The sequence below is a fragment of the Paenibacillus sp. J22R160 genome (assembly GCF_059692135.1).
This window is the reverse complement of sequence record NZ_JCAUAU010000008.1, coordinates 18,344-43,869: the sequence shown is the minus strand read 5'-3', so window position 1 is coordinate 43,869 and position 25,526 is coordinate 18,344. Positions and strand designations below refer to the sequence as shown.

Genomic DNA, 25,526 nt, shown 5'->3' with positions numbered 1-25,526 from the left:
GCTTAGAAGCCTCCGGCTTTAGGACTGCGCATCAAATAGCCAAGCCCCCTGCGCGTCATAATGTATTCTGGACGGCTTGGGTCCGTCTCCAGCTTCTCGCGCAGCCGGCGTATCGTTACATCGACGGTGCGCACATCGCCGAAATATTCAAAGCCCCACACCGCTTGCAGCAAGTGTTCGCGTGTCATGACTTTGCCGGAGTTTTTGGCCAAGTATTGAATCAGCTCGAATTCGCGATGCGTTAGATCGAGCGGAACCCCATCTTTATACACCATGTACATGTCGTTATCGATGAATAAAGCGTGAATCCGCATCCCGTTGCGCTGCGTGTCCGACTCACTCGGAGCCGACTGCGCTTTCGTCTGGCGGCGTAAATGCGCCTTGACCCGGGCTAGCAGCTCTCTTGTACCGAATGGCTTGGTTACATAGTCGTCCGCGCCCATTTCCAGGCCAAGTACTTTATCCAGCTCGGTATCTTTGGCTGTTAACATAATGATCGGTGTGTTCAGCTTCGATCGCACCTCTCGGCACACATCCATCCCATCCTTCACGGGAAGCATGAGGTCCAGCAATATAAGATCGGGCTGCTCAGAGAACGCAAGCTCTACAGCGCTTCCGCCATCATAGGCACAGATCACCTGATAGCCCTCTTTTTCCAAATTAAATTTCAAAATATCTGCAATCGGTTGTTCGTCATCCACCACGAGAATTTTCCCAAACAAACCTACCACCGCCTACTCCATGATAAATGCGAAGTCGTCCTATTCCTTGCATACTACCCTCTATTTTATCATATATTCAACTAAAAAGAGACAAGGCCCCCGGATTGTCCGGTTTGACCTTGCCTCTATGTAAGTTAACGATTTAAATACTTCAACGGATTTTCCAAGCTGCCGCTTTTGTGCACTTCAAAATGCAAGTGAACGCCTGTGGAATCGCCTGTACTTCCCATAATACCGATGATATCGCCTTTTTCAACGATTGAACCCTCGGTTGCGATAATCTTGCTCATGTGGCCATATAACGTCTCGTAACCATTCAAATGATTAATAATCACATAATTGCCGTAATCTGACTTATACCCTGTTTCGGTTACTTTACCATTGTCGGCTGCCATGATGTTCTTGTTACCCGTAATATCGATTCCCTTGTGAAGCTTGCCCCAACGCACGCCGAACGTACTGGAGATACTTGGAGAAATGACAGGCCACGCGAATTTCCCTGTGCCTTCACCCTTAACGACTTTGGTCCCTTTTTTCACCTTCGCCGTGACGGGTTTATCAATAATTTCTTCATCCACTACTTGTTCGTTGGTCATTAAACCATCGACCTTCGTCACTTGGATCGTCACCTTCTTCAGCCCGTTTTTCCCAGGAGAAATCGGTTGAACGACGCCTACGCGTTGCGAATCATCTTTCACATATTCCGTATCGTACTGAATCTCTTGATTCTGCACAATCTTTTCTGTCGTTTTGACGGACAGTTTAGGTTTAAGCACCGTTACATCAAGCTGATTGCCAATCTTCAGCTTATCATCCTGAAGACCAGGATTTTTATCATAGATGAATTGCTTCGTAATTCCTAATTTCTTCGCGATACAGGAGACGCAATCTCCCTCAACTACTGTGTACTTCGCAGGCGTCACATCGCCAGTCGTCAACTTCTTCACTACATCTTCCGGTTTAGCCAAATCTGCTGGCTCAATCGGGACTTCTATTTTGTCAACTTGCTGAACAAATTCCACCTTCTCAAGTTCTGACGGCGCAGTGGAAATATCCTGCCCCTGGCTTGAGGATAGAACAGCAACCTTAGCTGTTTCTTTGCCTTTTGGTTCAAAAGGCGCACTGACCTGTTCAAGAATCTGATCGGCCGTCTGCTGATCCTTCACAATCGCGATAGTATTCCCATCTACCTTCAATTCGACCCCGACCGGTTGGGGCACTAATGCCTTATTAAGTGTGGCGATCACAGCTGAATCATCCGTTACTGGACTGTAAGCCTTTTCAGGCGTGTAGGTTACGCCATTTGTTTTGAGAACGACATGAACATCTGGGAAATTCTTTTGTACTTCTTGTGGTCTTGTCTGCTTATATTCATCAATCAATTTATTATCACTCACGACGCCAATTTCTTCGCCATTGAGCATCACGTGATATACATTTACCATATTCGCTTGCACATATTGATGACCTGCAAACGTAATTGCGCCAGTTAGCGCGACTGCACTAACTCCCAGAACTAGAGACCATTTATGTCGTTTGATTACCGTTAGCGTCGTAGTTGTCGATACTTCTTCCAGCTGCTTGTCTGATACTGATTCATTTCCGGTCAAGCTTTCTCGCTTCGGCGTGAATCTCTTGATGAGATCTTGAACAAAGCGCATACCCCTGAAACCTGTCATGATCTTCTCCCTTTGAACGGTTTTGCATCCATGAAGTAATTATTCAAAGGCAACCTAATGATTAATTACTTCAAAATACATAAATAAACCTTGATTAGACATAATATCCATGAGGATATCTACCTTTTGTTAAATTTAACACACTTTCTCTGCTTATTTCAACAAAATACTCGATCTCCATGTGATAGATTCGTGTCCACCGCCAAAAGAAGACGTAAAATTTTCATTTTTTTGTATATAAATCCAATAGATTTACACCCAATTACGAGAAATGACGAATTTGAGTGAAAATTTGAAAGGGGAACTTATGCATGGAAATTAATTTGGAAGCTACGTTCACAGATCGGTCTACAATGGAGAAAACAGCTGAAGTCCTTAGATCTCAAGGTGTATTGGATATCAAATTCAATTATGGCGGTGAGCCACATACGGATGACTTTGCCGGCGGTTTGACTCAATCGGTTGATAGCCTTTCGGCAGCTGAGCCCTCTTACGCGCTCACGGTTTGTGTAGAGAAATCGCGCTACCGTCAAGCTGAAGATACCATTATGAAATTCGGCGGACAGCTCCATTAGGGCTAATCCATGGTCCTGGATGAGGAAAGCTAGTACTTGTTCAGGATAGTTGTCAGCTGTTTTAATTCCGTCTCGTTTAAATATTTCTTGAGCGTCTCATTGACCTGCTTAAGCTCATCCGTTGTAATCCCGTCTTCTAGCAGAACAGACAGATGCTGCACCTCATTTTGCGGCAGCTTAGCAACAACAAGAGAAAATATTTTCATCTTATCGTCGCTGGATAGCGCTTCTTTCTTCTTAGCGAAATCTTCGGTCGACATGACAAGATCCTTCTTCTGTTCGTTTGCATCACTTACTCGCCCCATGACGGCTAAGGCATCATCATCCTTTACTCCTGGGGAAGCCGTTGCTCCATAAGCTCCTGCGTCCGAATGCAAGGGATCGCTCGAACCAGAACTAGGTACGCTTCCTGACGGGCTGGGACTAGGACTAGGCTTAGCTGCTGGTGTATCCACCGGGGCAGCTTGCTTCCCCCCGTCTCTACGCATAACTATATTCAGCTCTCCGGCCAATCTTGCAGTAAAATCACTAAATTGAATCTTTTTACCCAAGGCTGGTATCTGATATTGTCGAAATATATCCTCTACATACATGTTTACAACATACCATGTCGTAAACATTGTGATTGATGTAATAAGTACACTGCTTATGACGATTTTGCCCAGCCACGCTAACACTTTCATTCGCTCTATCACTCCTGACGCTTCAATCTATTCCCTCCTTCCCAGTATTGACGAAATCATGTCCATTAAATCCCTTTAGACAAAAAGAAATCCTCTAAGCTGCTATGAGCCTAGAGGATTTTGTATTAATTTCGATTCGATTAAGCGTAGATTGGACGAACCAAATTCGTTTGCTCACGGTTACGGCCTACGGAGAAAATTGCGATTGGAATGCCTGTCAGCTGTGAAACACGCTCAACATAGTGTCTTGCATTCTCAGGCAGATCACTCAGTGTACGCGCACCAGACACATCTTCTGTCCAGCCCGGAAGCTCTTCGTAAACAGCTTCACACTCGGAGATGGCTTTCAAGCTAGCCGGGTAGTGCTCGATAAGCTCGCCGCGGTACATGTAGCCTGTGCAAATTTTGACCGTTTCAAGCCCTGTCAGAACGTCGATGGAGTTCAATGACAGGCCTGTGATGCCGCTAACGCGTCTTGCGTGACGAACGACAACACTGTCGAACCAGCCAACACGGCGCGGACGGCCAGTTACTGTCCCGTACTCAAAGCCTTTTTCACGGATCCAAGCGCCAACTTCATTGTCGAGTTCCGTCGGGAACGGACCGTCGCCGACACGAGTCGTGTACGCTTTGGCTACGCCGATGATGTTGTGGATCTTCGTTGGACCTACACCGGATCCGATACATACGCCGCCAGCCGTTGGGTTGGAGGATGTTACGTACGGGTATGTGCCTTGGTCGATATCCAACATAACGCCTTGTGCGCCTTCGAACAGAACTCTGCGACCTTGATCGATGTACTCATTCAGAACGACAGAAGTGTCCGTTACGTATGGACGAATGACCTCTGCGTATGCGAGGTACTCTCTAAGAATCGGCTCTACATCAAGACCTGTGGAACCGTATACTTGCTCGATTAACACGTTTTTCTCGGCGATGATGCGTCTTAGTTTCAATTCAAACTCTTCAGCATCCATTAAATCCGCGATACGGATCCCGTTACGTGCTGCTTTATCCATATAACAAGGTCCGATCCCTTTGCGGGTGGTCCCAATTTTGCTATCGCCTTTACGATCTTCTTCCAGACCGTCAAGCAGCAGATGATACGGCATGATAACATGCGCGCGATCACTGATATTTAAATTTTTTGTCGAAAAACCATTATCATGAATGTAGTTAATTTCTTCAATGAGTGCTGCGGGATTAATAACCATACCGTTCCCGATAACACATGCTTTATCTTGGTAAAAAATACCGGAAGGAATCATCGTCAGCTTATACTTTTTCCCGCTGATAATGATCGTATGGCCTGCATTGTTACCACCTTGGTAACGAGCAACAACCTCAGCAGATTCCGCTAAGAAATCCGTGATTTTACCTTTCCCTTCATCTCCCCATTGCGTTCCGACAACAACAACCGTTGACATATGCACTTACCTCCGTACGGTGACGAGTCACCCATAATGAGCCGTTATGGCTTTCGTACCACTGAAAAAAATGGACTTCATTAAAGCACTAAAGTGTTCAGCGTCCACTACTCACCGAAGGAACTAGGTCTCCTCGGCAGTAATCTGCAGGAAGGGCACCTACCTTTCGGCATGAAAAACGACCTTAACTCGAAGCTGCCCTGCTTAGAACGAATCGTGCAGGCAGACGAACAAGGTTTTTTTCACCGTCTTTAGTGTAGCAGTCCCCCTAAGCAAAGTCAATGAAAAACGAACAATAATAAGTGCTCCTGTATAATCGTTCGGATATTGGTCAAACTATGAAGTTACGCCTAGCTAACCTCATGAAAAGAAGCAGCGGGCCGTCAATATTGCCCGGCCGCTGCTTCTTGATGACTCCGATCCATGTTCACGAATTTATTGAATTGCTTTAAGAACGCCAGCTCAACCGTTCCAACGGGACCGTTACGCTGTTTGGCAATGATAATCTCGATAATATTCTTCTTCTCGGATTCTTTATCGTAGTAATCGTCCCGGTATAGGAACGCTACGATGTCGGCATCTTGCTCGATGGAACCCGATTCCCTAAGGTCCGACATCATCGGACGTTTGTCCTGTCGCTGCTCAACGCCCCGGCTGAGCTGCGAGAGCGCGATGACCGGTACATTGAGCTCACGCGCGATTTGCTTCAGCGTACGGGAGATCTCAGAGACCTCCTGCTGACGGTTGTCGCCTTTGCCGCGGCCGGCGATCAGCTGCAAGTAGTCGATGAGGATCATGCCGAGCCCCTTCTCCTGCTGGAGACGGCGGCATTTCGCACGAATATCCGCAACCGTAATCGATGGCGAATCATCGATGAAAATATTCGCTTCCGAGAGGGCGCCAATCGCCATCGTCAGCTTCTCCCAGTCGTCGCCTTCGAGATACCCCGTCCGCATGCGGTTCGCATCGACGTTCGCCTCGGCGCAGACCATACGTTGTACGAGCTGCGCCGCGCCCATCTCGAGCGAGAAAATCGCGACGGTTTCCTTGGCGCGTACCCCGACGTTCTGCGCTACGTTCAGCGCAAACGCGGTTTTACCTACAGAAGGACGCGCCGCCAGAATAACTAAGTCGGAGCGTTGGAAGCCCGAGGTCATCTTGTCCAGGTCAACGAAGCCCGAGGGAATGCCTGTGGCTCCGCCTTTATTCGAGTAAAGTGACTCTACTTTCTCGAATACTTCCATGAGCACATCGCGAATGACCACGAAACCGCTTGAGCTGCGGCGCTGCGAGATCTCAAGAATCTTCGCCTCCGCTTCGCTCAGCATGGACCCTACATCGTCTTCATTGGCGTAGCCATTGGTGACGATTTGGGTTGCTGTGCGGATCAAACGGCGAAGCATCGATTTCTCTTCGACGATAGCCGCGTAATAGTCGATGTTAGCAGCTGTCGGCACCGCGTTCGCCAGCTCAGATAAATACGTAACGCCGCCGATCTCTTCTAGCTGCTGCTTGTTCTGCAAAAGCGATGTTAGCGTAATCAGGTCGACTGGCTCCTGATCTTCCGCTAGCTCAACAATCGCTTCAAAAATGCGCTGATGCGCTCCCCGATAAAAGTCGTCGCTCGAAATCCGTTCCATCGCGGTAATTAAAGCGTCGCTGTTAATCAAAATTGCACCGAGTACGGCTTGCTCGGCTTCTATATTTTGAGGGGGTACGCGATCCATAAACATATTGTCTCCGCTCATGCTACAGTACCCGCCTTTCTTTTCGTAGTTTAAGAATAGATAAGAGCCCCTCCTAGGGACTCTTATTCGCCTTCTCTGTCACTTATTTCTCTTCGAGGACCTGTACGTTCAAACTTGCTGTAACCTCGCTGTGCAGCTTCACAGGGACTTTCGTTACGCCTAGCGTACGAATAGGCTCTTCGAGGACGATTTTGCGCTTATCAATCACAATCTTGTACTGTTTCTCTAGTACTTCTGCGATTTGCTTGCTTGGAATTGCGCCGAACAATCGGCCGCCTTCACCGGCTTTCGCCTTGATTTGAACCGTCATTTCGTTCAACTTCTCGCCTAGCGTTTTGGCATCGGCTTTCTCTTGATCCTTCTTGCGCTGTTCCGCCTTCTTCTGATTATCCAGCACTTTCACTGTGCCAGTTGTCGCGGGAGCTGCAAGCCCCTGAGCAATAAGAAAATTCTGTGCGTAGCCCTCGGATACTTCTTTAACTTCACCTTTTTTGCCTTGCCCTTTAACATCTTTAAGTAAAATGACTTTCATTCGAAAAGTCCCTCCTCTTCCTGCATTTCATCGAGTACTTTCTTCAATCGGCTCGTTGCTCCCTCTAATGTCGTGCCATCCAGCTGAGTTGCTGCATTGGTTAAATGACCGCCGCCTCCCAGCCTTTCCATCACGAGTTGGACATTCATCTGCCCTAGCGATCTGGCGCTGATGCCGATAAGTCCATCCGGCCGTTCGGCGATGACAAAGGAAGCCATGATATTCGTCATATTCAACAATGTATCAGCAACTTGTGCAATCATCAACTGAGAATATTTGCGATTAGGCTCAGCAACTGCCAAAGCGATGTGCTCGTGGATCGTTTCTGTATGCTTAATCACTTCTGCTCGCTCGATGTACGAATCGAGATCTTCCTTCAGCAAACGCTGAATCAGCGCGGAATCAGCGCCATTACGGCGCAAATACGAGGCAGCTTCGAAGGTTCTCGCCCCTGTACGAAGGCTAAAGCTCTTCGTATCGACCACGATACCAGCCAGCAATGTCGTTGCCTCGAGCACTTCCATCGTCAGCTTCTCATTGATGTACTGCAGCAGCTCGGTCACCAGCTCGCAGGTAGAGGACGCGTAAGGCTCCATATAGACGAGTGTCGCGTCATTGATGAACTCCTCGCTGCGGCGATGATGATCGACCACAACGACCCTGTGGGTCTGTTGGAGCAGCTTAGGCTCGGCTACCATAGAAGCCTTGTGTGTATCCAGCACCACAGCCAAGGTGCGCTGCGTTGTAATCTGCATCGCCTGTTCTGGTGTAATGAACCAGCGGTGCAGCCGCTCATCGCCGGCAATCGTCTCCATCACCTTCTGGATCGATGGATTCACACCCTCAAGCACGATGTAGCCTTCCTTGCCAACCACTTGCACGGCCTTCAATATGCCAATCGATGCGCCAATACAGTCCATGTCCGGAAAGCGGTGGCCCATGATAATCACTTTATCGCTATCCTTCATCAAATCCCTTAATGCATGGGAAATAACCCTGGCTCTAACCCGCGTTCGCTTCTCAACCGCATTCGTTCTTCCGCCATAAAAGCTCAGCCTTTGGCCCACTTTAACTGTCACCTGATCGCCGCCGCGGCCTAAGGACATATCCAGTCCCATCTGCGCCATTTGACCAAGCTCCGTTAACTGCTCAGCGCCAGATGCAATCCCGATGCTCAGCGTCATCGGCAGCTTGTTCTCTATCGTCAAGTCCCGCACATCGTCCAGAATTTCAAATCGCGTTTGCTCTAATTGACGCAGCGCTTTCTGATCCATCAGAATAAGAAAACGATCCGAGGACGTCCGGCGCAAATAAAGCTGATTCTTCTGTGCCCATTCGGTAATCTCACCGGTCACTTTGGCCAGCATAATGCTCCGCGTTTGGTCATCGAGACCTTGCGTTGACTCCTCCAGATTATCCATCATCACGATACCAATCGCCGTTTTCTCATCTTCGTACTTTCTTGCCAAATTCGCATGCTCCGTGATTTCCCGGAAATAGAGCAGTCTCTCTTCGGGTCGAAACCATACTTGATAAATCAACTTCCCGATGGTTAAATCGATTTTCTCGCTTTTATCTTTCCGGTTCTTCAGGTCTGGCAAATATTCGTACAGCGGCTCGCCAATGACGGAATCCTGACCCAACATTTTCGCCACAAACGGGTTGTGCCATTCGATGCGCTTCTCTTCATTATATAAAATAATTCCGATAGGAAGGCCGCTCATCACTTCATTGCCGGCTTTTTTGACCCGATGCGTAATCGTTCCGACGTACATATTGAGCTCTTTGCGGAAAGCTGCTTCCGCTTGGAGTGTGAAGTACGCCAGAATTCCGCAGACCAGGAAGGCCGTAACGCCCAGCCACCATTTGAACATATAAATTGTAGCTGACATGATGATGAGCAGAACGAAAATCCACACGATGTGTTGACCGTGCCATCGCTTTAAAAGGAACTTCGGCATTCGAACTAGCTCCTAATCCTATAAATTTTTCTTAAACCGTTCACGGATTGGAAACGCAACATCAAATACCCCTAGTAAGCTGTAAACGATAAAAAGTGGAGGCATGAAACAAAGAATAATCATCGCAACGATCGGCAAAATTGGCTTCCATTTGTTCGCATGTGCAACAAAGAATAGAAAACAGATCGCTTGAATGGCAAAGGCCAGCATCAGCAGTGGCATCGCATTCATCATCAGCGTCGGGATTAGTGCATTGGAAGCTGGATTCATAAATAGATCGAGGACAAACACGATCAAATAAATCCACACCAGCGATTTCTGCAGCATCCATTCCCTCATTGGTCGCAAGCCCGGGATGCCTTCTCCCGTTTTGTTGAGCAACCAGCGGCTAATGCCGTGAGTCACGAAGGTATAGAACAACGCCACAAAGATCAAATATAGCGGTATCACTTGCACAATGAAATTCACATACCAATCCTGGTCCTTCGGTAGAACCTCCCGAATGCCCGGCGGCATACTTGCAATGCTGTCCATCATAAAGCTCTTGAATTTCGCTACGGGATCAAATCCAAGCGAATACCCGATGAGCAGGGTGAGCAGCGACTCTGCCAGAATGGTAATAATTCCTGCAGTGATTACCGTCCTAGCGGCGGCTTTCCGTTTATATAAATTACCCATGACTAGTACCGGCGGCAAAAAGAACAGCGATACGGACATGAGGGATATCCCATGCCACTGGGTAAGCAAATAAACGACGAGCAAGCTAATGACATAGCTGATGACGAAGCGTTTGGTGCTTGATTTTACATATAACATTAATACAGGGATCATGAGAAAACTAAATGTGAAAATAATAAAAGGCGTCATTAGAGACAGCAATGATAGGATCGTCACCGCACTCCAAATGATGCTTTGCCAACTTCGATTCCCCAACCGGGCTCACCTCTTACGTAAATGTTCTTCGAGCGATGAAATGTCGCCGTACCAATCCTCAAGTTGATGGCCCTCTTGGCGGTGCTTCTTCATTTTCTCTACAATGGCTTCGTCCAAATCGCGATAAGAAATACCCAGTCTTCTTCCCAAAATATAGCCGCTTGAGATTAAACTGGCTAAACCATCCACAATTTTGACATGGCTGCCTTCCCATATGCCTTTAAGCAGGTGCGCTACGTGATCTACGACTTCTGTCTTGAGCCACTCAATGACTTTGGCCCGTCTGGCTAGGTCTACTTCCTTTTCCCTATTCAGCAACCGTCATCTCTCCTCATCCTACAAAAGACTATAGCGTTAATTATACCACAAAATAGGGGGAGAAAAGAAAGCCTCTACAAAGCGGCGGGATCTCTGCTCTCGCCTACCGACTTCTCAGCATACAAAAAAGACAGCCGTATAAACAGCTGCCTTCTAAGTAACCCTATTCCGTTGTGTAAGGCAACAATGCGATTGTACGGGAACGCTTGATAGCGATCGTCAATGCACGTTGGTACTTAGCGGAAGTACCAGTTACACGTCTAGGAAGAATCTTCCCGCGCTCACTGATGAACTTTTTAAGAGTTTCAATGTCTTTATAGTCAATGTGCTTGATTTTGTTAACTGTGAAGTAACAAACTTTACGACGTTTGCCTTTACCGCCTTTGCCACGAGGAGCAAATTTGCGGTCGCCGCGATCTTCACTATTGTTATCTCTTTTTTGGAAAGCCATTAGTTTGTTCAGTCCTTTCTACTTTAGAATGGCAAGTCATCATCGGAAATGTCGATCGGTTTTCCGTCATCGATGAAAGGATCTTGCTGCTCGCGTGACCCACCGCCACGATTGCCACTGCCTCCGCTGCCGTAGCTAGCGTTTGCGTTCGATCCGCCTTCTTCACGATTTCCGGCACTGTTACTGGATTCAAGGAAGCGTACATTATCGGCAATCACTTCGGTCACGTAAACTCTCTTGCCCTCGTTGTTGTCATAATTACGTACCTGAATTCGGCCTTCCACTGCTGTCAAACGACCTTTACGCAAATAGTTCGCGCAAGTTTCGGCAAGCTGCCTCCACGTGACGATATTGATAAAGTCCGCTTCTCGTTCTTTCGAACCTCCGCTTGTGAAAGGACGGTCTACTGCGAGAGTAAACTGTGTAACGGCAACGCCGGCTGGCGTATAACGAAGTTCTGGATCTCTGGTCAATCTACCGATAAGAATGACACGGTTCAACATAGAACATTCCCCCTGACGAAAATACTGGCATGCAATTAAGCTACGTCGTTTGTGATTAAGTGACGGATAACTTCATCCGAAATCTTAAGTACGCGATCAAGTTCAGTTACAACAGCAGGTTCTGCGTTGAAGTGTACAAGCACGTAGTGCCCGTCACGGAACTTATTGATCTCATACGCAAGACGGCGTTTGCCCATCAGGTCATGTTTGGAGACTTCGCCTCCACCGTTCGTGATGATGCCTTGAAACTTTTCTACTGTAGACTGAACAACTTCTTGCTCAATGTCAGTACGAATGATGTACATCATTTCATATTTGCGCATGTATTTCACCTCCTTTTGGACTAAGCGGCTCCTGTTCAAGCTTGTTCGCACAAGCGAAGGAGCAAGGAGCGAGGATTCTTATTCAAAACTCGCACCTGAATACTATAGCAAATTGACCGGCAGAATACAAGTCTTTCTCTCAAGGATGAACATGGCAATGCATTTTGTACATGCTTCCCCTTCAGAAGGGTAATCTAAACCTGATTGAAAATCTTTCGATGAGGTGATCAATGTGGGTGAATGGACACAATTCAATGAAGGCGATCATGTTCCTAACGACGGCGTTTACATCGAGATGGGTGAGAATGCTGTTCACATGGGAATTGAAAACCCGAAAATAGTCACGTTAAGAAAAGGAGACAGATTTCCGGCCAACAGCAACCATAATCGCAAATGGCACCGCAAAAAGCCTTAACTAGGAGAAATTCACCATGAGAACATCCACGTTTACTTGGCTGTTTACCTTCCTAGGTGCAGCCCTCTGCTTGGCTCATTATTTATTTCACGATCATGATGCCTTTTACATGATTTTCTATGCGCTTAGCGTACCTGCCTGGTTTGCATCCACATTCACAGACATCTATGAGATCTCCATGTTTCGGATGCTCATCATCTATGTATTGACGATCGCTACATGGGCGCTTGTCGGCTATGTCATTGATCGATTCTCTAACAGCTACAGAAACCGCAATGGGAGCTATTAGCGACTGAAATGATGGAAAGCTGGCCCCTAGGTAGTTTTAGTTTACCTGCTTAGGACCAGCTCTTTTTACACAATAAACCTATACCCAGATCCCCAAACAGTGCCTATATATTGGGGCTTCGATGGGGTTTCTTCGATTTTCTCTCTGATTCTGGCAATATGAACCGTTACGGTTGAGGCATCGCTCATCGCGTCTAACCCCCAGATCCTCTCAAAGAGCTCTTCCTTGCCAAAAACCCGATTGGCATTCTGTAGAAGAAATAGAAGCAGATCAAACTCTTTTTGCGCCAAAACGACTTCGTTTCCGTTAACAAAGACGCGCCTAGCTTCCTTCTGAACCTCTAGACCTCTTACTTGGATCGTACTTCCTTCATTCCCTTTGCCGAACCGCTCTTTCATTCGTTGGAATTTTTTCAAATGTGCCCCTACCCGCGCGACCAATTCGCCGGAGCTGAAGGGCTTAGTAATATAATCGTCCGCACCGAGACCTAGCCCATTAATTTTATAAATCTCCTCTGCTCTTGCCGATACCAAAAGGACAGGAATATCATCCTGCTCACGCACCTTCTTCAATACCTCAAATCCATCTATATCTGGCAGCATAATATCTAATAGGATCAGCTCAAAATCTTCTTCCTTCAGTGCTTTTAAGCCCGCTGATCCACTATTCACCATCTTAACGGAGTAACCGCTCAACTCGAGGTAATCTCTCTGGAGATTGGCGATACTTTGGTCATCCTCAATAATCAGAATTTTTTTCATCATAACCTCCAAACATCCTAGAACTTCTTCAGAGATATCATTATCTGAGTACCCTCTCCTACGGCACTTTTAGCCCATATTTTCCCGTCATGCCCTTCTATAATTTGCTTCGCGATAGCAAGTCCAAGTCCACTGCCGCTTTTTCTTGAAGGGTCTACTTGATAAAATCGCTCAAATATATGGGGAAGTTTATTCTCAGGTATCCCTTTTCCGTTATCCTTAATTTCTACGATCGCAGACGTCCTTGTTTCCCTGAGGATAATTTCAATCCTTCCATCCGCTTTCTCTACATATGTCATAGCATTATCAAGAATGTTCTGTATAACCCTCTTTAATCTTTCACGATCAATTAAAACTTTGACTGGCTCATTTAGTTCGTTTATTAACGATAACGATAGGTTAGCCTTTTCATATTCATACTTATGATCCGCGACACAATCCTCAAAATAGCTCGCCAAATCACTCTTTTCAAAATGATAAGGGAGTTGGTTCAAATCAAGCTTGGAATATAAAAGCAGATCATCGATCATAGCGTTTACCAGAATAGCTTTGGATCGTGCCGTTTCCAGATATTCCTCCATTTTCTCAGGAGTCTTGGCCACCCCATCGATAATACCTTCAATATATCCTTTGATGGATGTAACAGGCGTCTTTAAGTCATGGGATATGCTTGAAACCAGGAACTTTCGGTTATCATCATACTTTTCCTGCAAATAAACTGATTCCTTCAGCTTGATTCTCATTAACTCCAGTGTTCTGCATAGCTCGCGAACTTCGCCTTCGCCCTCTTCTGCAATTCCGTGGCTTAAATCACCTTCGCTGATTTTAGTAGCAACATCCTTGAGCCTGGAGATCGGCCGAATAATGCCGCGGGAAAATCGATACGAAACCCAGAAGTTCGTTAACAAAAATACAAAGGTGAACACGCAGACTGTAAAAATGCCGAGCAGCATGAAAAAGTTCGTTTTCAGCTTTATTGACGCAAGTAACAACAACACACCGGCATCGCCAGTTGGAAGCTTATAATCCGCTCTAGTAATCATATATGTTTTCCCGGCAAGTTCGACCTCATCTCGAGTTGCCTGATTGTCTGAGAGCATAAGGCTTCTCTCGATATCGATCTTATTGAAATTTTGCGTAGTAAATACAACATCTCTATTTTTTAAAATAATGGCACTGGCATCCAAAGCGTTAACTCGACTAGCAAGCTCTTGTTGATATTTCGTATCCAAAAGCTGATCGAACTTGAGGGTCTGTGCTTCTCTTTTGATTTCACTGATCGCCGCTCGAACTTCGAAGGCCCTCTGAAACTCCTTCGTGTCGGCTTCACGGCCAAAAACCTTCGTATAAGCAGCAACAAAAACAATGACAGCCAGAACCGTCAAACCAACGGAGAGCAACACAGCCATTGCATTCATCGTGAAGAAACGTTTGGTTAAATGCATGTAGATCCCTTTCTATATGTCCTTTCTGTCAAACAAATAATACCCTGTTGTAAATAACATCATACCACAGCCTGACATGATTAAAATTTGGCGGAATATTTTAAACGCATTGATCGTTTCCGATATCCATAAGGTATACCAATCAAACATCGAGGTAATGAAAAAACTGGAATAGGATGAGAATACAATGCCTAATGAATTAAACCCGATAAACACAAGTATGGCGAGGAAAAATACGGCTAGTCCCCCCTGAATCACATTGGACAGCAGGACGACAATCAGCGCAAACACAAATACGGGGAAAAAAGTTAATCCATAAGATAGAACTACCTTCAAGATCCCTGCCAAACTGGCTGATGATGGATTAAAAATAAATCCCGCCAATAACGAAAGAATCATAACAAATAAGAGGTTACCGGCAATAAACAATGCTAAATTTAACACTTTCGCACTAAACACACCAAATCGGGAGACGGGTCTTAAAAGTGTTATTTTCATTGTATTCGATGAGGTTTCACCGTTAAACATATCGATTGCCACAAAAATGGCAAACAGCGGCAAAAGCGTATAAGTAATAAACGATAGAACAACTATAGGAAATTCAACGCTTCCTACAACCCGTAATCCAAGTCCATGTTTGATTGTTGTTACAGCGATTTGCCCGACCAAAACAGCAAGGATAGACAAAATTGCAGCCGCCATCATTTTTTTCTTTTTTAGCAACTTCACAGATTCATTGATAAATGCGGCTTTAAACCCTTCCATTCCTGTCCACCTCACTTACAAAAAAGTTCTCAAGCGACGAGTAATACGAGAGAATATTCTGCGTATATTCTACGTTTACAAGCTTGCCCCCATAAATAATGCCGATTCTTGTGCATGTCAGTTCCACATCATGAATCAAGTGGCTTGAGATGAAAAATGTCGTGCCTTCTTGAGAGAGCTGTTTGATCAATTTTCTCATCTCCAGCATCCCTTCGACATCTAGTCCGTTTAAGGGCTCGTCCAAAATCAATAGTTTGGGCTTCGATAATATGGCAGCCGCTATTCCCAGCCTTTGTTTCATCCCCAGCGAAAACTTCTGAGATTTCTCATTTTTATATTTCAGCATGCCCGTGGTTTCGAGACACTCATCGATTCTCTTCTGATCAACATTCGGATAAAACCTCGCGAATAGCTTTAAGTTTTCGTTCGCCGTTAAGTAAGGATACGACTCCGCTGTCTCGATCATACAACCGACATGCTTCATGGCATTAACATAGTCATCAGAAATACTGGCTCCAAAAATTTTCACATCGCCTCGGTCTGGCTTCATGAGTCCAGTTATCATTTTCATAGCCGTTGTCTTCCCTGCACCATTTGGCCCTAGAAATCCGAATACATCGCCTTGATCAACTTCTAAATTCAACTCTGCGATCCCCCGGCCATTTTTAAATGACTTGGTTAATCCGCTTATTTCAATCGCTTTGACAGTCAATTTCTATCATCTCCCCAAAAAATGCTCAGGAAGCTGCATCAGCAGCCTCCTGAACCTCTGTCTATTCAAATATGCGGCTAAACTCTCCATCGTAATAGGGTTTAGCGTTGGATTTGTACGAGTTTTTGTCTTTATCAATAATCTCAAGATTTAATTGCAAGTGAATCTTGCCTACTGCACCTTGATAAATCGATCCGTTCTTCTGCTCACCATTTGCATCCTTGTATGTGAAATTTGAGGACTCGGCTGTATCGTATTCAAAGTCAAAGACATCTTTATTCGGATATTCGCTCTCATAGCCTGGAATAACGGTTTCCGAATATTTGCCTTTTACTTTATCGTTATCAACGCTTGTGATTTCAACCATTCTTTCACCAATTTTCACAAACTTGCCGTCTTTCTCCATAACGATATCGTTTTTATATTTACCTACATACTTACTGCTGAATCCATTGGAGTAGCTCACCTTTTCGACTTTTGCGCCAGTTAGGTCAGGTAATGTGATTTTCGTATTACCAACCTCAGAAAGCTTCACAATGACATTCAGGTTCAAATCATGTTGAACACCGTTCTTATCTTTTCCTGACAGTGTAATATCGCCCGTTACATTCTCTAAGTAGCCAGCTTTATTTTCAATAGCCGAACCTACTACCTTTTTCACAAAAACATCGCTCTCTATCGCTGGTAAATCGGGCTCATCGTTCAGCATCCGCTTGATGCCAAAGGAAGAAACAGCATTCAGAACGGCTGGCACTTGAGTTTCAGACAAGCTGCCCGAATACACTTTTCCACCTTCTGGTCCTTCCTCAACTTGCACATAGTCTTTCATTCCGCCAACTACGGCGTCAACGATCTTCTCGATCTCTGCTGCGCCCTTCTCTTCAAACGGGTTTTTGAAGTCAACAGATCTATTGTTTTTCTCATTAGCCGGATATTCCATTACATAGTAAGTATTGTCCGTTCCACTTTTATTAACTGATTTGTTCTTGTCGGAATAATAGTATCTTGAAGTTGTTTCGCCATCTGCACTTTTATTCGTTGTATTCTCTTCCCTCATTTGTTTGTCAACATCCATCTTTTGGGACGTTGAGCCTTGAAGTAAGGTTTTATCGTTATCTTTCAACGTATACAACGCTTCAAGGGTATAGTTTTTCATATCCTTTTCCATCATGCTTGCGGTCGTTTTTGCTGAACCTTTTAAACGGTCATACCCCGATCCAAGCAGCGTATCGGCGAATGCCGTGGATACGAATAAGCAAGCTCCAATCGTAAAGGACAGTACAGTAACGGACTTTTTGCTAAGTTTCATCTCTTTTCTCCTTTAAACACAATTTACGGGAAACGTTTCCTTACTTTTTATTTTAATATAACCTTATTGAATCGATCTAAATGGATTATTAACAAAGTATAAACTCTTTTCACTTCTACTTTTTCCTTTCCGAATGACTAACTTTATTTTATAATTTACTATATCTACCAATCCTACAATGAGGTGAGCTTTCTTGGACGAAAATAATGATAGACAGCGCGAGGTCGGACTAACTGATTTGAATGCTCAACCTAAAGCATCTCCCTCTATTAGTCGTAGAAAATTACTTTCATCACTCGGCGTTGCTGGGCTTGCCTTAGCAGCAGGAGACTTGTTTGCCGGCAGTTCTCCTGCACAAGCAGCAGCTTCTTCTACGCTTATTTATAATGTGAAAGATTTTGGAGCCCGCGGCAACAGCCGCTATGATGAGGATGATGCGCCATATATCCAAAGCGCTCTTGATTTGGCTGCGATCTCCGGCGGAATTGTATACATCCCACCAGGGATATACGCTCTCAAACTTCCGCTTCGTGTGAGTTCCAACGTAACCATCATGGGAGCCGGCAGCAATAGTATTCTTCGTTCGTCTGCAAACAAATTCGGTCTCCTCAATGTATCAGCTGCCCAGCACGTCCATATTCAAAGCCTTGTTTTTCAGGGATTAGGTTCATATGGGGGTACAGCTAATCCTATCTTTGAATGTGGAATTATACTAAATCAAGCAATGGACATCCTAGTTTCAGAATGTATATTTTCATTGATTGACAATGGTATCAAATCTGAAGACTCTAGCCGAGTTATTATAGAGAACTGCAACTTTGATTCATTAATCGGATCGTTGGATTACGATACGCAGGGCTTCGGCATCTGGTGCAGTAATGCTGCAGATCATCAGTTGATACATAATCAATTCACGATGCTGCTTCAACCGTGCATTACTTTAACCAATGGCAGCCGCCAATGTCATATCGCACGTAATCGCATGTACAGGTGCTATCAATCCGGAATTGATCTCCTAGCAAAACCTAAAGAAAAAGCATGCTCTCTCAACACTATCTCCGATAATCTCATTGAATCCTTTTCAAATTCGAGTGGAAAAGAGGGTTATACTTTCGGTATCCGTCTCAAGGGAAACTGCGTATCAAATCTCATCACGAACAATATGATGAGCCAAATCGACGATGTCGGCATTCAGCTAGTCGGAACTGATAGTAAATCAGATCGTCCTCACGGCAACCATATTTCAAATAACCAACTCCTCAATATTGGTAATACCGGTTTGGTCCTGATTAATTCATACGATAATCAGATCAAGTTGAATACAATTTGTGATGTTAAAGTTGAAGGAATTCGGATTGCATCCGAAGGAGAAGAAAGCGGCTCTTATTCAGATAGCAATTGCCTAACGGGCAATAGCCTTATTCGTTGTAGTAAAGCTGCCATTCGGATTGCTGACTTGAACTGCCGGGAGACTATCCTCTTTGGGAATATTGGCTCAGGCAATGGGGATAAAGTGATAGACAAAGGTACGAATACAATGACTTCCTCCTTGTAAAAAGGGCTGTGCAGGATAGCTGCACAGCCCTTTTTTTATTTCTGAAATACCTTCTTCTCAGATATCTTTCCATCTGCATAGTAAACGATTTGCACATAGTAACCTGGTTGATTAGAAATGGCAAACTCATATGTTTTCTTACCATTCTCTTCTTTAACTAATTTGCCTTTTGCTCCTGTCTGCTTCACCAAATCATCATAGGTGCTCGTCATGCTTATCTTATCAGCTTGCTCCTTCGTTATCTGAGGAAGCGGCTCATCCTTTGTCGTATCCTTGCCACCAGCAGCTGGCGTCGCTGTGGCCGTTGATCCACCACCAGTCCCACTCGTTGCACCAGGCGTTGCTGAAGCCCCTGTGGAAGGCGCTACAGTCGCCCCCGTTGTTGGGCTAGGCGATGTCTCTTCGTTCTTTTTAGCGCATCCTGAGGCCACTACGGCCAGTACCAGAAATATCATTAACCAACTTCTCATCACGCTTACCTCCTTCTTGTTGCCAATACATAGATATGAGCTTATTCTGCTTTCCTTTTAGTCTTTTTATCCTTTTTGGACAGGCAAAAGACTTAATGTAAAAGAGCCTTCTACGCCCTTATAGACGTAAAAGACTCTTAAAATGTTTCACGTGGAACTAAATATTGGAATTTTACTCGGTCTTAAATAAATTAAAAAAGCCTCCTGCAGATGCAGAAGACTCTCATTCCTTAGCTAGAAACAGCTTGTACGGAAAGAGTGGGATTCGAACCCACGCACGCCTCGCGACGCCTAGCTGATTTCGAGTCAGCCCCCTTGGGCCTCTTGGGTACCTTTCCAATAAAACGCGAGAACAGGATTCATTATATCAAAAAATCCTCACCCTCGCAAGTCTTTTCTCCAGCGTATTTATGAGGACTCTTCCTCATTCTCTGCGTTGGATCTAAGCACTTTTTTAAGCTTACTTTCGAACTTCGTTCTCGGCACTAGAACACTGTGTTTGCAACCCACACACTTAATTCTAATATCCATTCCCATCCGTATGATTTCCATTTCATTGGTGCCACACGGATGGGGCTTTTTCATTTGCACAATATCGCCAAGTTGATACTGCTTCTTCTCCATTCGTCCGCCACCCCCTCTTCAACTACATCGTTTCAATTTGCACACTATCGAGTCTCTTCTTAATTTCTATGTTCAAAAGTCTCGTAACATTAAATTGTCGGGTTGGTTTGCATTCGGCAATAATGCGGATCTTCAGATCCGTCGTACCCACCACTTGAACGCCAAGTACTTCAGGTTCCTTCACAATATCCTCAGTAAGGTCTTGCACGTGCTTAACTGTTTCTTTGAGAATTTGCGTAGCCTCATCAATGTTCATGTGATGCGGAATCGTCACATCGACGACTGCCAATGAATTATACGTAGAGAAATTAGTCACCTGCTTAATGTTTCCGTTTGGAATGATGTGTACTTCACCCGTCCAGCTTTTAATCCTAGTGACACGAATGCCAATCTCTTCAACGGTCCCTTTGAACGAATCAATCTGAATGACATCCCCTACGCCAAACTGATCCTCAAAAATGATGAAGAAACCGGTAATAACATCTTTCACCAAACTCTGAGCTCCGAAACCTATCGCTAATCCAAGCACACCTGCCCCGGCAAGCAAAGGCCCAAGATTTAACCCAACTTGTCCAAGGATCAACATGATACATATGAGATTCACTGTATAGGCTATTAAATTATGTATAAGACTTCCTATTGTATTCGTTCTACGTCTATCAAATTTGAGAGGTGACTTATCCCTAGCAGCTATCATATGAGCAATCGTTTTATCTGCTATTTTGATACATACTTTTGCAACAAGATAAATAAGAATAATTTTTACGATAATCCAAAATAGTGAAGCTAGCATTTCGGGTTTCGATAGATGTTCTCGAATCCAGTTCATTAAATCCGTAAAATACTTCGTAATAAAGGTCACAGTTTAGACCTCCTTTTCATTCCATGGTAACATATTTATCTTCTTTTTTAAAATAGATGCCTCTGATTTCTACATTCTCTGAGTGAATAATCTCTTGAACTTGTGCTAGATTTTCTCCTGGAAATTCAATAGAAAGGGCACAGCCAGCTGTAATCTCTTTGGGAGTAGGTCTGATGTCGATTTCTATATCCGCATACTCTAGCAGCATTTCAGCACGCAGGGCTTGCTGCGTAGAATCGAACGCTAACAACATAACAGAAATATTCAAGGAAAATCCCTCCTCTCCTACGTATAAATGTCTCTATCTATCCATATACTAGTAAAAAAAGAAGAAGTACTTTGGAGGGATATGATGAAATTCCAAATTGGTTTCGACGGAATGAAAGACACGGAACTAACCCCACTCAAAATTCAGCACACAGACGCCGATACCCCTTTTCTTCTCTCTAAGCATTTGCAATCCATTTTTAGTAAGCTACCAACCTATCAAGCTATCGTTGTTATTTGTGTGGGAACTGACCGTTCTACCGGAGATTCACTTGGTCCGTTAGTTGGCTCGCATTTGAATCGTACGAACAATCTTCGCAACCTTCACTTGTTCGGTACGTTAGATGAACCTGTCCATGCCATGAACTTATCTGATACCGTTGATAAAATTCAACGACAATTCGATAACCCTTTCATCGTTGCTGTCGATGCTTGTTTAGGTCAAGTATCCAGCGTAGGCTGTATTCAAGTTGCTGATGGTCCGCTTAAGCCTGGTGCTGGCGTTAACAAAGACCTTCCTCCCGTTGGTAATATCCATGTGACGGGGATCGTCAACGTTGGCGGATTCATGGAATATTTCGTCCTGCAAAATACGCGGCTCAGCCTTGTCATGAACATGGCCAACGTAATCGGTGATGCTCTCCACTCTGCTTTACGCCGCACGCAAGCTTATGCACCAAGCGCTAAGACGGCTTTACAGATTGACTAATAGCCTCTTTCTCTTCTGGACTTAGGGTATAAGTGGATTGTCCATTCTGAATCGGCTTCGCATACAAGTACATCTGCTCTCGGCTATGTATTCCCGTTAAAACCACACCGTCCTGGAAATCATCCAATATGGCAATTGTGAAGCTCAGGTTACTACCTCCATCATTGAAGGCGTTATATCGATGAATCGCTACTTTAGACTTCATTTTCGCAAGGGATTGGTGAATTGTATCAACCTGGGCTGACGTCATTGCTGACTCGGCCTTTTGCTCATTGATGGCCTGTTGCATTTCAATAAGGAGTTGCTCCATATTATCTGACTTTGAACCATTCATCATTTGTGTGTATCGTTTACGCAAAGATGATAATTTAACCGAAAGAATAATGACGATAATAAATAATACTAAGATTAATACCAGAATAGCTAATACGACAAAATTTCCATTCAATCCGAACAGTTCCCCCATGGTTGATCCCTCTTTCTACGTAGCATACTGCGATTGGATCTCTTTCACTGCATAAATAAGAGCATCCACTTCTTCGTCCGTTGTAAAATAACCTACACTTGCTCTTACAGCTCCCATGGCTAGAGTGCCTGCCGTTTCATGGGCAAGCGGAGTACAATGATAGCCTGACCGTACAGCAATTTGAAAAGATTGATCTAAGATAAAAGCGACTTCCGATGAATCCGCACCATTGATATTAAAGGAAACAATCCCTGTTTTATTTTGTCCAAGAGCTGGGCCAAGAATCGTGACTCCTTCAATTCCCAGTAAACCTTCCATCAACATTTGTGTTTGACGCCACTCTTTGGCATGGATCTTCTCAATCGTTTCCGCTATGACGAACTTCACGCCTTCGTTTAATCCGGCAATTCCTACCGTGTTTTGTGTTCCTGCCTCATATCGATCTGGCCTTACTGTTGGTTGACGAATAGCCTCTGATTGACTACCTGTTCCGCCATGCATGAACGGTTCCAAATCAATGTCAGGATGGATATATAGCCCACCCGTCCCCTGAGGCCCTAGAAGCCCTTTGTGGCCTGGGAAAGCCAACATATCAATGTTCATATCGCCTACGTGAATAGGCAGTATACCAGCGCTCTGAGCCGCGTCTACAAGCAACTTAGCGCCATGAGCACGGCATATCTCACCGATCTCAGCAATTGGCATAATCGTTCCCAATAAATTAGAGCTGTGATTTACTACTACGAGTGACGTATTTGGCCGTAAAGCTTTCTTGAACTCATCTAGTTGGATATTTCCTTCTTCATCGTTGCGGATATAGGTAAGCTCTATTCCACCCGTAGCCTTCAAATGTTCCAACGGTCTGCGTACGGAGTTATGCTCAATATTTGTGCAGATCACGTGATCCCCAGGTTTTACAAACCCTTTGATCGCTTGGTTCAGCGCATGTGTCGTATTCAATGCAAACGATAGATCATTCGGGTTTTTGATCCCAAATAAGCGTGCTAAGTTTTTTCTAGCATCAAATAATAACCGACTTGCTTTCACTGCCATCTGATGGCTTCCTCGTCCTGGATTAGCCGCATAATCTTGCATGCAAGTCATCATCGCATCCATAACTGCTAGCGGCTTTGGCCAAGATGAAGCTGCTTGATCAAAATATATGACACCCTTCATATTATCACCCTCTCCTACGGATTCAGAATTCCACTCATAAATATAGCATACCTTAGTTTGATCTTTCTGTTCGAAAGAAAACCATCGGTATGCTATCTAATTTTAAGAGATTTTGCCTTGAAGCAATTCTAGCAGACGGTTCAAGTCGTCTTTTGAATAGTAGAGAATTTCAATCTTTCCCTTATCCTGCTGGCTCTTGATTTTCACCGTTGTGCGGTAAATATCTCTTAATTGATCCTCAGCTTGGTTAATATAGGGATCTCTATTCTTTTCTTTTTGCTTCGTTTTCTCTTTTTCCTGGCCTGGTGGTTCTTCCAGCATTTTCACTGCTTCTTCAAGCTCGCGGACACTCCATTGCTTGCTGATAGTGTTTTCCGCAAGTTCTTTTTTAATTTTATCATCTTTGACACCAACAATTGCCCTTGCGTGACCCATGGATAATGTTCCACGTGAAACATATTGTTTGATTGATTCTGGCAATTGAAGCAGTCTTAGGAAGTTCGCGATGTGTGAACGGCTTTTTCCAACCTTAGCTGACAGCTCTTCTTGAGTTAACGAGAACGAATCGATAATTCCCTGATAAGCAAAAGCAATCTCCATTGCATTTAGGTCTTCCCGCTGAACATTCTCAATTAATGCGATTTCCATAACTTGTTGATCCGTAAAGTTTCTTTCGACTGCTGGAATTGTCGCGATTCCCGTAACCTGAGAAGCTCGGAATCTACGCTCACCAGCAATGATTTCATATCCTTTAAGAACCTTACGGACGATAATAGGTTGAATAACACCATGTTCTTTAATTGAATCAGCTAACTCTTTAATACTATCTTCGTTAAAATGCTTTCTAGGTTGATAAGGGTTAGCTCTCAATTGCGCTAAAGGGATTTGAATAACCTTATCGCTTTCATCAATATGTAGTGATGTGATTAAAGCATCCAGCCCTTTACCTAAACCTTTGTTTAGGCCTTTGGTCATATCGAGATCACTTCCTTCGCAAGCTCTAAATACACTTCCGCGCCTTTTGATCTAGGATCATAAGTAATTATGGATTGTCCATGACTGGGAGCTTCGCTTAAGCGAACATTCCGCGGGATAATCGTTTGATAAACTTTTGTCTGAAAGTATTTCTTAACTTCCTCAATAACTTGAATGCCGAGGTTTGTTCTAGCATCAAACATCGTCAATAAAACACCTTCAATTTGAAGCCCTGTATTAAGATGCTTTTGAACTAAGCGAACTGTATTAAGCAGTTGGCTTAATCCTTCAAGCGCGTAGTATTCACATTGAATTGGAATGATAACGGAATCAGCAGCAGTTAAAGAATTAATTGTAAGAAGACCTAACGACGGTGGACAATCAATAAGGATATAATCATACATATGTTTAACAAGTTGCAATGATTTCTTCAAACGCACTTCCCTTGAGATTGTTGGAACAAGTTCAATCTCAGCTCCTGCTAGTTGAATTGTAGCAGGTACAATCTTAAGATTTGGAACGTTCGTATCCACTGTTGCATCTTTGGGGTGAACATCGTTAATAAGCACATCATAGATGCAATTCACGACATCGGCCTTGTTTACTCCGATACCACTAGTCGTATTCCCCTGTGGATCGATGTCAACGAGAAGCACTCTCTTCCCAAGTGAAGCTAAGGAAGCACCCAAATTCACAGAAGTTGTCGTCTTGCCGACGCCACCCTTCTGATTCGTTATTGCTATAATTTTAGACAAAACCATTTCACCTCAATCGCTTATGTTCCAAATGCCATACTAAAGCAGTATATCTATCTTAACATATCTACCATTCAGTTACCTTATCTATATTTGATAGTTTTATCTCATAAGAT

30 protein-coding genes and 1 tRNA gene are annotated in these 25,526 nt (G+C 44.4%); 5 read left to right on the top strand and 26 right to left on the bottom strand.

Features of this window, described 5'->3' with window-relative positions; genetic code table 11:
• Positions 1–2: 2 nt before the first annotated feature.
• Together yycF and AC58UW_RS18385 are read right to left on the bottom strand one after the other, a co-directional pair.
• Positions 3–722: a response regulator YycF gene (gene yycF, locus AC58UW_RS18390; RefSeq protein ID WP_497422064.1), complete on the bottom strand. Its 720-nt coding sequence runs from the start codon at positions 720–722 to the stop codon at positions 3–5.
• Between the two features lie 134 nt (positions 723–856).
• Entirely contained in the window at positions 857–2,401 is a 1,545-nt protein-coding gene (locus tag AC58UW_RS18385; RefSeq protein WP_497422063.1) for a peptidoglycan DD-metalloendopeptidase family protein, read from the bottom strand.
• A gap of 311 nt (positions 2,402–2,712) precedes the next feature.
• Here AC58UW_RS18385 and AC58UW_RS18380 point away from each other — a divergent pair, with 311 nt between their 5' ends.
• Positions 2,713–2,976 carry a hypothetical protein gene (locus tag AC58UW_RS18380; RefSeq protein ID WP_497422062.1) on the top strand — a complete coding sequence of 88 codons (264 nt, stop codon included), beginning with the start codon at positions 2,713–2,715 and terminating at the stop codon, positions 2,974–2,976.
• A gap of 29 nt (positions 2,977–3,005) precedes the next feature.
• Here AC58UW_RS18380 and AC58UW_RS18375 read toward each other — a convergent pair whose 3' ends face one another.
• From AC58UW_RS18375 to rpsF, 10 genes are all read right to left on the bottom strand, one after another.
• A complete protein-coding gene (locus tag AC58UW_RS18375) occupies positions 3,006–3,659 on the bottom strand; it encodes a hypothetical protein (protein ID WP_497422061.1) in 654 nt (217 codons plus the stop codon).
• Between the two features lie 140 nt (positions 3,660–3,799).
• The gene (locus AC58UW_RS18370; RefSeq protein WP_497422060.1) at positions 3,800–5,086 is read right to left on the bottom strand and encodes an adenylosuccinate synthase; all 1,287 of its coding nucleotides are present in this window, start codon (positions 5,084–5,086) and stop codon (positions 3,800–3,802) included.
• A gap of 383 nt (positions 5,087–5,469) precedes the next feature.
• Positions 5,470–6,834, bottom strand: coding sequence for a replicative DNA helicase (gene dnaB, locus AC58UW_RS18365; protein WP_497422059.1), 1,365 nt, complete (start codon positions 6,832–6,834; stop codon positions 5,470–5,472).
• An 82-nt stretch (positions 6,835–6,916) separates the two neighbouring features.
• Positions 6,917–7,366 carry a 50S ribosomal protein L9 gene (rplI, locus tag AC58UW_RS18360; RefSeq protein ID WP_497422058.1) on the bottom strand — a complete coding sequence of 150 codons (450 nt, stop codon included), beginning with the start codon at positions 7,364–7,366 and terminating at the stop codon, positions 6,917–6,919.
• Complete coding sequence (locus AC58UW_RS18355; RefSeq protein ID WP_497422057.1) at positions 7,363–9,327, bottom strand: DHH family phosphoesterase; 1,965 nt, start codon at positions 9,325–9,327, stop codon at positions 7,363–7,365. The genes rplI and AC58UW_RS18355 overlap by 4 nt, the downstream gene beginning before the upstream one ends.
• Positions 9,328–9,345: 18 nt before the next feature.
• The gene (locus AC58UW_RS18350) at positions 9,346–10,260 is read right to left on the bottom strand and encodes a DUF2232 domain-containing protein (protein ID WP_497422056.1); all 915 of its coding nucleotides are present in this window, start codon (positions 10,258–10,260) and stop codon (positions 9,346–9,348) included.
• A gap of 6 nt (positions 10,261–10,266) precedes the next feature.
• Positions 10,267–10,578, bottom strand: coding sequence for a MazG-like family protein (locus AC58UW_RS18345; protein ID WP_161406888.1), 312 nt, complete (start codon positions 10,576–10,578; stop codon positions 10,267–10,269).
• Positions 10,579–10,741: 163 nt separating this feature from the next.
• Positions 10,742–11,029, bottom strand: a complete 288-nt coding sequence (gene rpsR, locus AC58UW_RS18340; protein ID WP_029196139.1) for a 30S ribosomal protein S18 — start codon at positions 11,027–11,029, stop codon at positions 10,742–10,744.
• A gap of 23 nt (positions 11,030–11,052) precedes the next feature.
• A complete protein-coding gene (gene ssb, locus AC58UW_RS18335; protein ID WP_497422055.1) occupies positions 11,053–11,532 on the bottom strand; it encodes a single-stranded DNA-binding protein in 480 nt (159 codons plus the stop codon).
• A gap of 35 nt (positions 11,533–11,567) precedes the next feature.
• Positions 11,568–11,855: a 30S ribosomal protein S6 gene (rpsF, locus tag AC58UW_RS18330; protein ID WP_173221841.1), complete on the bottom strand. Its 288-nt coding sequence runs from the start codon at positions 11,853–11,855 to the stop codon at positions 11,568–11,570.
• Between the two features lie 232 nt (positions 11,856–12,087).
• On the opposite strand from rpsF, the gene AC58UW_RS18325 reads away from it, so the two are divergent.
• Positions 12,088–12,270 (top strand): YjzC family protein, encoded by a 183-nt coding sequence (locus AC58UW_RS18325; protein ID WP_145665448.1) that lies wholly within the window; start codon positions 12,088–12,090, stop codon positions 12,268–12,270.
• A gap of 16 nt (positions 12,271–12,286) precedes the next feature.
• Positions 12,287–12,559 carry a hypothetical protein gene (locus AC58UW_RS18320; RefSeq protein ID WP_497422054.1) on the top strand — a complete coding sequence of 91 codons (273 nt, stop codon included), beginning with the start codon at positions 12,287–12,289 and terminating at the stop codon, positions 12,557–12,559.
• 65 nt (positions 12,560–12,624) lie between these two features.
• Here the strand turns inward: AC58UW_RS18320 and AC58UW_RS18315 are convergent, their stop codons facing one another.
• From AC58UW_RS18315 to AC58UW_RS18295, 5 genes are all read right to left on the bottom strand, one after another.
• Positions 12,625–13,320: a response regulator transcription factor gene (locus tag AC58UW_RS18315; RefSeq protein ID WP_497422053.1), complete on the bottom strand. Its 696-nt coding sequence runs from the start codon at positions 13,318–13,320 to the stop codon at positions 12,625–12,627.
• 17 nt (positions 13,321–13,337) lie between these two features.
• Complete coding sequence (locus AC58UW_RS18310; RefSeq protein ID WP_497422052.1) at positions 13,338–14,765, bottom strand: sensor histidine kinase; 1,428 nt, start codon at positions 14,763–14,765, stop codon at positions 13,338–13,340.
• Between the two features lie 12 nt (positions 14,766–14,777).
• Entirely contained in the window at positions 14,778–15,530 is a 753-nt protein-coding gene (locus tag AC58UW_RS18305) for an ABC transporter permease (protein WP_497422051.1), read from the bottom strand.
• On the bottom strand, positions 15,517–16,242 hold the full coding sequence (locus AC58UW_RS18300; RefSeq protein ID WP_497422050.1) for an ABC transporter ATP-binding protein: 726 nt from the start codon (positions 16,240–16,242) through the stop codon (positions 15,517–15,519). Before AC58UW_RS18300 ends, AC58UW_RS18305 begins: the two co-directional genes overlap by 14 nt.
• A gap of 61 nt (positions 16,243–16,303) precedes the next feature.
• Positions 16,304–17,551 carry a hypothetical protein gene (locus AC58UW_RS18295; protein ID WP_497422049.1) on the bottom strand — a complete coding sequence of 416 codons (1,248 nt, stop codon included), beginning with the start codon at positions 17,549–17,551 and terminating at the stop codon, positions 16,304–16,306.
• 193 nt (positions 17,552–17,744) lie between these two features.
• Here AC58UW_RS18295 and AC58UW_RS18290 point away from each other — a divergent pair, with 193 nt between their 5' ends.
• Positions 17,745–19,106: a right-handed parallel beta-helix repeat-containing protein gene (locus AC58UW_RS18290; protein ID WP_497422048.1), complete on the top strand. Its 1,362-nt coding sequence runs from the start codon at positions 17,745–17,747 to the stop codon at positions 19,104–19,106.
• A gap of 35 nt (positions 19,107–19,141) precedes the next feature.
• Here AC58UW_RS18290 and AC58UW_RS18285 read toward each other — a convergent pair whose 3' ends face one another.
• From AC58UW_RS18285 to AC58UW_RS18265, 5 genes are all read right to left on the bottom strand, one after another.
• Positions 19,142–19,576, bottom strand: coding sequence for a hypothetical protein (locus tag AC58UW_RS18285; RefSeq protein WP_497422047.1), 435 nt, complete (start codon positions 19,574–19,576; stop codon positions 19,142–19,144).
• Positions 19,577–19,826: 250 nt separating this feature from the next.
• Positions 19,827–19,914: transfer RNA gene (locus AC58UW_RS18280), tRNA-Ser, on the bottom strand.
• 70 nt (positions 19,915–19,984) lie between these two features.
• Positions 19,985–20,200 (bottom strand): DUF951 domain-containing protein, encoded by a 216-nt coding sequence (locus tag AC58UW_RS18275; RefSeq protein WP_161406880.1) that lies wholly within the window; start codon positions 20,198–20,200, stop codon positions 19,985–19,987.
• 22 nt (positions 20,201–20,222) lie between these two features.
• Entirely contained in the window at positions 20,223–21,062 is an 840-nt protein-coding gene (locus AC58UW_RS18270) for a mechanosensitive ion channel family protein (protein ID WP_497422046.1), read from the bottom strand.
• Between the two features lie 16 nt (positions 21,063–21,078).
• Positions 21,079–21,315 carry a putative Se/S carrier protein gene (locus AC58UW_RS18265; protein WP_497422194.1) on the bottom strand — a complete coding sequence of 79 codons (237 nt, stop codon included), beginning with the start codon at positions 21,313–21,315 and terminating at the stop codon, positions 21,079–21,081.
• A gap of 99 nt (positions 21,316–21,414) precedes the next feature.
• On the opposite strand from AC58UW_RS18265, the gene yyaC reads away from it, so the two are divergent.
• A complete protein-coding gene (yyaC, locus tag AC58UW_RS18260) occupies positions 21,415–22,038 on the top strand; it encodes a spore protease YyaC (RefSeq protein ID WP_497422045.1) in 624 nt (207 codons plus the stop codon).
• Here yyaC and AC58UW_RS18255 read toward each other — a convergent pair.
• From AC58UW_RS18255 to AC58UW_RS18240, 4 genes are all read right to left on the bottom strand, one after another.
• Positions 22,013–22,504: a DUF4446 family protein gene (locus AC58UW_RS18255; RefSeq protein WP_497422044.1), complete on the bottom strand. Its 492-nt coding sequence runs from the start codon at positions 22,502–22,504 to the stop codon at positions 22,013–22,015. The genes yyaC and AC58UW_RS18255 overlap by 26 nt on opposite strands.
• 15 nt (positions 22,505–22,519) lie before the next feature.
• Positions 22,520–23,680 carry an aminotransferase class V-fold PLP-dependent enzyme gene (locus AC58UW_RS18250; RefSeq protein WP_497422043.1) on the bottom strand — a complete coding sequence of 387 codons (1,161 nt, stop codon included), beginning with the start codon at positions 23,678–23,680 and terminating at the stop codon, positions 22,520–22,522.
• A 102-nt stretch (positions 23,681–23,782) separates the two neighbouring features.
• Complete coding sequence (locus AC58UW_RS18245) at positions 23,783–24,655, bottom strand: ParB/RepB/Spo0J family partition protein (protein ID WP_497422042.1); 873 nt, start codon at positions 24,653–24,655, stop codon at positions 23,783–23,785.
• Entirely contained in the window at positions 24,652–25,410 is a 759-nt protein-coding gene (locus tag AC58UW_RS18240; RefSeq protein WP_127454079.1) for a ParA family protein, read from the bottom strand. The genes AC58UW_RS18245 and AC58UW_RS18240 overlap by 4 nt, the downstream gene beginning before the upstream one ends.
• Positions 25,411–25,526: the final 116 nt, after the last annotated feature.